This is a genomic window from Vibrio sp. 10N.222.55.C6 (assembly GCF_041473395.1).
In the GTDB taxonomy this organism is placed as follows: Bacteria; Pseudomonadota; Gammaproteobacteria; order Enterobacterales; family Vibrionaceae; genus Vibrio; species Vibrio crassostreae_C.
This window is the reverse complement of record NZ_JBFRSD010000731.1, coordinates 1-270: the sequence shown is the minus strand read 5'-3', so window position 1 is coordinate 270 and position 270 is coordinate 1. Positions and strand designations below refer to the sequence as shown.

General features: G+C 41.9%; 1 protein-coding gene. It reads right to left on the bottom strand.

The features are described from left to right. Window positions 1–137: 137 nt before the first annotated feature. Window positions 138–270, bottom strand: a 133-nt coding sequence (locus tag AB4486_RS25870; RefSeq protein ID WP_372119598.1) for an NAD(P)/FAD-dependent oxidoreductase, incomplete at its 5' end; no start/stop codon positions are given.

Genomic DNA, 270 nt, shown 5'->3' with positions numbered 1-270 from the left:
TCCCATAGCTGATCCAATAAAGTTTACCTCAATAAAAAATAGTACGCACAGCTCTTACGGGCAAACTTTATTGTCTAAAAATACTCTTACGGGCAAACTTTAACGGTTACGGGCAAACTTTATTGTCTCTACACAGCTTAAACCCACTGACCTGCTGCAAAGCCAGAACTCCAACACCATTGGAAATTATAGCCGCCTAACCAACCGGTTACGTCCATCACTTCACCAATGAAATAGAGGCCAGACACGCTCTTACATTCCATGGTTTTT